Annotated in this window: 7 protein-coding genes; 3 read left to right on the forward strand and 4 right to left on the reverse strand. The window is 71.1% G+C overall.

Going from position 1 to position 6,875, the window contains the following annotated elements:
• Positions 1 to 419 precede the first annotated feature (419 nt).
• The gene (locus tag FOE67_RS11805) at positions 420 to 1,565 is read right to left on the reverse strand and encodes a hypothetical protein (protein WP_182663354.1); all 1,146 of its coding nucleotides are present in this window, start codon (positions 1,563 to 1,565) and stop codon (positions 420 to 422) included.
• Between the two features lie 348 nt (positions 1,566 to 1,913).
• On the opposite strand from FOE67_RS11805, the gene FOE67_RS11810 reads away from it, so the two are divergent.
• Together FOE67_RS11810 and FOE67_RS11815 are read left to right on the forward strand one after the other, a co-directional pair.
• Positions 1,914 to 2,228 (forward strand): hypothetical protein, encoded by a 315-nt coding sequence (locus FOE67_RS11810; protein WP_182663356.1) that lies wholly within the window; start codon positions 1,914 to 1,916, stop codon positions 2,226 to 2,228.
• Between the two features lie 381 nt (positions 2,229 to 2,609).
• Entirely contained in the window at positions 2,610 to 3,095 is a 486-nt protein-coding gene (locus FOE67_RS11815) for a hypothetical protein (protein ID WP_228473793.1), read from the forward strand.
• Between the two features lie 53 nt (positions 3,096 to 3,148).
• Here FOE67_RS11815 and FOE67_RS11820 read toward each other — a convergent pair whose 3' ends face one another.
• On the reverse strand, positions 3,149 to 3,538 hold the full coding sequence (locus FOE67_RS11820) for a hypothetical protein (RefSeq protein WP_182663358.1): 390 nt from the start codon (positions 3,536 to 3,538) through the stop codon (positions 3,149 to 3,151).
• A gap of 163 nt (positions 3,539 to 3,701) precedes the next feature.
• Here FOE67_RS11820 and FOE67_RS11825 point away from each other — a divergent pair, with 163 nt between their 5' ends.
• On the forward strand, positions 3,702 to 4,094 hold the full coding sequence (locus tag FOE67_RS11825; protein ID WP_182663360.1) for a hypothetical protein: 393 nt from the start codon (positions 3,702 to 3,704) through the stop codon (positions 4,092 to 4,094).
• 354 nt (positions 4,095 to 4,448) lie between these two features.
• On the opposite strand, the gene tpg is transcribed toward FOE67_RS11825, so the two are convergent.
• Both tpg and tap read right to left on the reverse strand, forming a co-directional pair.
• The gene (tpg, locus tag FOE67_RS11830) at positions 4,449 to 5,003 is read right to left on the reverse strand and encodes a telomere-protecting terminal protein Tpg (RefSeq protein WP_182663363.1); all 555 of its coding nucleotides are present in this window, start codon (positions 5,001 to 5,003) and stop codon (positions 4,449 to 4,451) included.
• A gap of 3 nt (positions 5,004 to 5,006) precedes the next feature.
• Positions 5,007 to 6,875, reverse strand: a 1,869-nt coding sequence (gene tap / locus FOE67_RS11835; protein WP_228473794.1) for a telomere-associated protein Tap, incomplete at its 5' end; no start/stop codon positions are given.

Genomic DNA, 6,875 nt, shown 5'->3' on the forward strand with positions numbered 1-6,875 from the left:
GCCTTCAGACCCGGATGCCGGTGCCGGCGCTGCCGCACGGGCACCAGCGGCTCGACCCGCGCCCACAACTCATCGTCCACCAACCACGGTTGAGGATCACGCTTCCCCACACCCGAACAACCGAACCCACCGGCCGAAGGACACGGCCCAACCTCATTGCGTTAAGAGCCCTAAGTCACTGGTATTGCCCCTTAGTGCCCTCTTGTAGGGTGCGGTTGGCTTGTTCTCCCTCTGAGGGGTAGCAACTACTACCTGTTTGCCGGCAGGGCCTGCCGTTTCCCTGAGAGGGCGCATTGCATGGCAGGTGACGGTCCGTGTCATGCAGCATGCTTGTGTCGTGCTTGAACTTCTGGGCTTCGGTATTTCCGCCGGCAGGAAGTCGGTCCCAGAAGCTGATGCGTCGGCGGCTGCGTGAGGGATCATCGGCTGCGGGCCACCTGCTCCAGGGAGGGGCGGAGGGCTCTGAGCGGTGTGGACCACTCATCTCCCGTCACCGGTGACACCTGACCGAGCAGGGCGCTCATCTGCGTGGCGTGCACCCGGTCCAGGATCGTCCCGATCACCTCGTGGTACCGCATGGCGAGTTCGGACGCCCCCGCCATCTCCAGCCAGCGCCGGAAGGTGATCTCCGTGCTGTTCAGCGCACGGGTCAGCCGGTTGTAGGCAGGCGTGTTGACGGCCGGGCCGAAGCCATCCTTCGGCAGGGAATCCGCGAAGCTCTCGCCCGCGTCCTGCAGCGCGTGCAGAGCCTCCGGGACGACCGACCCGTCGGGCGGCTCCGGCACCGGGGAGCGGCTGCCCCTGCCGAGCGGCCAGGGCATGCCGGCCCACCCCGGGGGCTGCAGCTGGACGGCGAGAGCGAGGGCGGAGTCGCCCGCCCGCTCCAGGGTCGGGGTGGTCACCCAGGTGGTGCGCTCCTGGTGCCGGTCCCTCCACAGCACGCCCTCCGGGCCCAGCCAGGGCCGGAAGCGCTCGACCGATTCCCGGCGGGCCGCCAGACTCCCCTGCTCGTCGCCGGAGAGGAGCAGCACGTCCGCGACCCGGGCGAGCGTCCAGGCCAGATCCAGGGCGCCGCGCTCCTCGGACAGCTGCGAGTGACTGCGGTACTCCGTCAGAGCGGACTGCACATCCCGGGCGGCCTCATCGGCACGGGCGCCGGCACGGGCCAGGAACTCCGCTCCGAGGAGCCGCAGGGACGGTACGAGCAGCGGGTACCGGGCGGCCTCTTCCGTCCCCGACAGCAGCTCCACGGCCCGCTGGACGTCCCCGAGGCCCGCGCGGTACTGGGCAAGGGCACGTGAGGAGGAGGGCCCTTCCGCCAGGGCGTGGTGGTTGCCCAGCTCGCGCCGGATGTCGGCACGGTCCCGCAAGCGGGCGGCCAGCACCTGCCGGACGTCCCTGTCCTTCCGGTCGGCCCGGTGCAGCTTCTGCGCTGCGCGGGTCGCGGTCGTCGATGCTTCCAGCGCCTGCTCGTGCTGCCCGTCGAGATGGAGCAGGACCGCCCGCTCACCGTGTGCATCGGTCGCCCACCGGAGCGCCTCCCGGCGCTTTCGCGGCAGTAACATCCCTGTTCCCCTCATCCGGTGGCCCGGCGTCGCCCGGAAATCTCCGACGATGCTTCCCGGAGGGCTCCCGGCCAACCGTCCGGCAGCCTACCGGCTTTGTGACCAGGACGCTGGCCGCCCGTGCCCGGTTCTCCAAGCGCGGGCGGCCGGGCACGTCAGGTGACGGGCGAGGCCCGGGCGGCCGGACCAAAGATCCCGTCCGGCGTCAGCCCTTTCTCCTGCTGGAACGTCAGGCAGATGTCCCGGGATGCGGGCCCCGGCTGCGGTAGTGGTCGAGGGCGGTCCGGAAGGCCGGGGCGAGTGTCTACCGTGGTGGTCCCGGACGTGGTGAGCTGAGGAGTGACCCGCGTGACCGAGCCCATCGAGACCCCCGTACCCACCGCACCCACCGTCCCGGTCGGGGCCGCCCCCTGGCACGCCGGAGGCGGCGGAGGGTGCCGGGCGGCGGGCGGCACCCGAGGTGCCGGCCGTCCTGACCACCGCCGGGAGCGCGGCGCAGGCGGAGGCGCCGGCCGCAGGAGCGGTGGGGGCGCGGGTGGCGGCCTGCGCGCCGGCGTCGGTGACGTCGCTGGTGCCCGGGTGGTCCTCCAGGACGTCGACCAGGCGCACGGACTCTTCGTCCACGGCGGTCAGCGGGCTCTTGTCGCGGTCGATGGGCGGTGAGCCAAAGCTCAGGAGTTGTCACCAGCGGGACCGGCCGAGCTGGTGAACAAGGACGATTGAAGCAGCCCGGTGGTCACCAACGAGGCATCCGACTTGTCACAGACGCTCATTCAGCAGTCTTTCTGTCACCAGAAACGAAGATCGGGAGCCTGAGGTTCTCCACGGCGCTTCCATGAGCTCATGGCCGCTACACACGCTGGGTCGGGAAGGGTGGTCGACGCCGCTGACACCGAGTCCGCCTGATCGCATCAGTACAGCTGGGAGAACCTGTTCGTGTCGACGGGCGTCGATGCGGGCAGGTCCGGTCTGGATCCGGGTGACGGGTGGGCGAGGCGGTGGGCGGTCTCGTGGCGGGCCGGTGGGGACGAGGCGTCTTGCTCGGTGCACGATCTCGTACAGGAGCCGGTGCTCACGAGCGACCCGATGCGGCACTCCACCTGGCGCCGGGACCAGCGGTACCGTCCCGGCCCGCAGTTCCTGACCGGCACCGGCCGTCACCACGGCGGGGAGAGTCTGGAGGAGAGCCGGGTGCTGCCGGCCCCGGACTTCGCCGGCGACGTGGTCGACGTCGTCTCGCAGCCGCTGAAGATCTCCTGCACAACCTGCGGGAAACGCCACCCCCGCACCCTCGACCACCTCGCGGTGACCCGCCGCGGCGTCCGGCTGATCGACGTACGCCCCGAGCCCCTGATCAAGGAGGCGGACCGGGAGTCGACCGGGAGTCGTTCGCCGCGGCGATTGACGCCGACATCACCGTCCATCTCGTGCGTCGGCTCCACGAGTGCCGAACGAACGTCTGCCGGGCCCGGACCGACAACGATCAGCCCGTCCCGGGACTGCCCGCCTGTTGAGGGCGACGGGGCATGACGGGGGCGGTGGCGGGCCCGCCCCCGGGCAAGCACCGCTTCCCGTCGCGGGCGTCAGAAATCGCTGAAACCGCTCTCCCCCGGTCGGCGGCAGCCGGTGATGGCCGCCAGGGGGATGTCCCCGATGAAATCCATTTCCTCGGTGGGGCCGATGGGACCGATGACGGCCGCGGTCGCGGTCTCCAGGGACGTGCTGTTGGCGTAGACCGTCGGCTTGGTCTTGATCTTGCTCTTCGTGGGCGGCGCGGCGAATTTGTGCCAGCCGCTGACCTGGATCCGGTAGATGTGCCGGTCGTTGCTGGCGTACCCGCCGCAGTCGTCGTCCAGCGCCGTGGAGACCAAGGTCGGCTTGGGGCTGCTGACATGGGCTTGGGCGTAGGCACGCGGGTCCTTGAGGAACTCGGAGAGGTCGGCCGCGACGGAGGTGTTGGTGCGGGACCTCATCCCCTTCGTCTGCCGGATGTCGTCAGGGGAGCGCCCATCGGCTCGGTAGCAGACCAGGTTTTCCCCCGATGCGGCGAGTGTGTACCCGTGCGCGGGGGTGTCGGACTGCGCCGGCGCGGCCTCCTCGGCGGGCGCGGTCGGTACGCCCGCGAGCCTGGCGGGCTTGTTCGGTACGGGTGGCGGCTTCCTTATTCTCGTCGGCGGGCGCGGTCTGTACGGCGATCGAGCCGCCGCGACCCTCGTGGGCGGCACCGGCGGCGGGGGCAGTCCGTGGCTCCACGGCGCGTTGCACATCGAGCGGTGCCTGGTCGGCGCCGCGGAGCATCCGGACGACCGCCGCGTTGCCCGCAGCAGCCTGTGGGCCGAGCAGGCCATGCTGCGCGGGCGGGCAGCATACAGTGACCGGACGGGCACATCCGATGCCGCGATGATCCGCGTGTGGGCCGGCCTGTTCTCGCAGGGGGAGAACGGCCCCCGGGGTCCGGGGTGCAGCTGCTCGTATACGTCATCCGGCACATTGATGCGCAGTTCGTGTCGGGCCGCACCCGAATCCTGAGCACTCATGACGTCTCTCCTCCTGGTTCGGGGAACCGGCAGGGCAGATGCGGCAGCGAAGCAGCAGAGGTCGTCGCGGAACAGCTGCTCTCTCGGCCGGCCCGGCGCCCCACGGCGCTCGTCTTGTCACCAGCAGCCCGCACAGCAGGACCGGTGTCACCGGCTCCGGCGCTCCACCGGTCGCCGAAGCTCCCCGCGCCCCCGGCGGCCGGCCCAGCGCGTCCTGTCCGGCGCCCCCGGCGGCCGGCCCAGCGCGTCCTGTCCGGCGCTCCCGGTGACAACAGGCCTGCCTTGGTGACAGCTATCGTGCTTCGGCTCACGCCGATATCGATACTTGCCATTGAGGGCTCCGAGTTCAGTAGTCGAGATCCAGGTAGTCGATATCGGAAATGGAGACCTCCGTAAGCCCCGTGGCGCGGGCGCCACCGTCCTGGAAATACACCTCTTTGAAGCCTTCGGCGATGATGTCACGCATCTGCTGGTCGCTGGCTCCCTGCCCGCGGGCGTCGAACAGTCGGCGGGCGTACTCGGGGGGAAGGTGCACGGTGAGTCGCCGAAACCTCCCGTCGTCGGTGGTGCCGACCGGTGCGGTGTATCCGAAGCGGGCACGGGTCTCGATCGTGACCCCTCCGGTGGTGGCCGCCCGCTTGTGCCTGCGCCTGCGCACGCCGGGCTGCCAGCGGGCCCGTACCGCGTCCTCGATCCTGGCCGCGACATCGGGGCGGGCGGTACGGGCACCGCGTCGGTAGCGGTTCACCGAGTCCGCGGTGACCCCGATCTCCCGCGCGACGGCCTTCGCGCTGCCGAGCTGCTTGACCAGGTACCCGATCCGGCCCTTCAACGTCTTCGGGGGCTCGCGTGTGAAGCCCTCGCGATCCGCGCGCTCGATCGCGTCCTCGACCTCCCCCACCACTTACTCTCCTTCGTCCAGGACGGCGTCGCCGCCCTTGATGTGGCGGGCCGGGTTCAGGCCCTTCTCCATCAGATCGACCGCCCACAACATCGACTGCACGCCCTCCAGCTTCGCCAGGCCGGGTGTGGGACCCAGACGGAAGGCGCCGGGCTGCGGCTTGCCCGACGCCGAGTAGGGCAGGAAATCGAGCGGGGACGGGCCCGGTGAGGGGTAGACCACGCAGTCGGAGAGCACCGCGAGCGGGTACAGGCCGGTGAACTCAGCCGTCTTGCGCATCTTGCGGTGCATGTTGACCCGCGCCTTGGAGATCACAGCCGCGCGGATGTCGGGGCGCCAGGTCGACCGGGAGAGGGCAGGCCACGGCTCACCGTCACGGTAGTGCCGGCCCTGCGGGCGCTCCCTGAGCTTGCCCACACCGCCCTTGACGGTGGCTTTGATGGCGGCCAGCACCGCCACCAGGGCCGGATCGACGTCCTGGTGGCGCTCCATCGCCACCAGGAACTCCTCCTCGGAGAGGTCTTTGGTGACGCCGAGGTCGGCAAGGGTGTCGAGGTAGGCGGTCTTCAGGCGGTCGTGCCACGGATCCAGGTACGCCCCGGTCTCCCGGCGCAGGAACCCCTCGAGGGGGTGGACGTTGAACCCGAGCTCCTGGGCGTAGGCGACCGTGTGGGTCTGGTACCAGGCCGGGCCGGTCGGGCGGCTGCCGTCGGGGGTGAACGGGGAGGGCAGGCGCGGGTCCAGCTCGATGTGGGAGAGATCGACCAGCCAGGAGCCGGGGATCTTCTTGTCGAAGGTCGGCCGGGTCGCGTGCTCGGGGCCGGACAACCCGACCACCAGGCGCGCGGCGGCGGCGAGGAACGCGGTGTTCAGGTCCAGGCCCACCGCGTGGGGCAGCACGCACTCCTCATCGGTCAACGATTCGACGGGCCGCACCCACTGGTACGCCTCCTCGTCCAGAAACCCGCCCGTCCATCCGGACCGGACGACCACGGGGTGTTCGGAGGTGGCTTCCGGCGGCGCCGGATCCACCGGCTCCGTCCCCAGACTGCCCGGGTTGTGGCCGGAGATCCAGTTCCCGGTCGCGTCATCGCGCACCGGCCGGGTCGGCGGGCGCAGCGCGGTCATCAGCTCCAGGCCCGAGACGGCCGTGGAGCCGCGCGGGGTGATGACCCGGGTGGCGTAGAGGCCCAGGACGCGGGCGATGTCGGCCGGCTCCATCTCCGAGACGCCGGGCCAGGAACGGGCATCCAGGGCGTCCCAGGACAGGATCGCCAGCTGCACGCACTGCCGCTCGCGGCCCTGTGCCTTGCGGTAGATCCGCGCCCAGGGGCCGAACCCGCGCCGCGTGAGCTTCCACTTCGCTTTCGTCACCTGCTTGACGACGGGGTGGTCCTCGGGCAGGCGCAGGGAGCGGCGCTGCTCGTGTCCCTCCAGGCGCTCGGGCAGCCCCAGCTTCACGGCGGCCGCGCCGGTGAGCACGATCAGCGGATCGGAGTCCTTGCCGTACCGATTCAGCTTCGCGGCGCCGAGACCGGACTCGGTGAGCGTCCACTCCACCAACTCCGGAACGGTGGTCACCGGGCACTCCAACACCAGGCCGTCCACCCCGTAGGCGGAACCGTCACCGTCCAGTACGGCGAGCGGGCCGTGCGGGAAACGCGGGTCACTCGCCGGTCGAGCCGCCGCGGACACGGCAGCCTTCTTCGCCGCCGGGCGCCGCGACGACGAGCCCGGGCGAGTGGCCGAACGGGACACCGGGCTGGAAGGGCGCCGCGATGCGGCCGGCACGGTGGTCCCGGGCGCGGCCGGGGCGGTGGTGGTCGTCGCCTGCGGACCGGCAGCCGGGGTCGGGGCCGCCGCTCGCGGCCC

The organism is Streptomyces calidiresistens (genome assembly GCF_014141525.1).
In the GTDB taxonomy this organism is placed as follows: Bacteria; Actinomycetota; Actinomycetes; order Streptomycetales; family Streptomycetaceae; genus Streptomyces; species Streptomyces calidiresistens.

Excerpts from the sequence above, each read along its gene's own strand:
- FOE67_RS11820 (WP_182663358.1), bottom strand. The coding sequence starts at position 3,538 with ATGAGGTCCCGCACCAACACCTCCGTCGCGGCCGACCTCTCCGAGTTC.
- FOE67_RS11805 (WP_182663354.1), bottom strand. The coding sequence starts at position 1,565 with ATGTTACTGCCGCGAAAGCGCCGGGAGGCGCTCCGGTGGGCGACCGAT.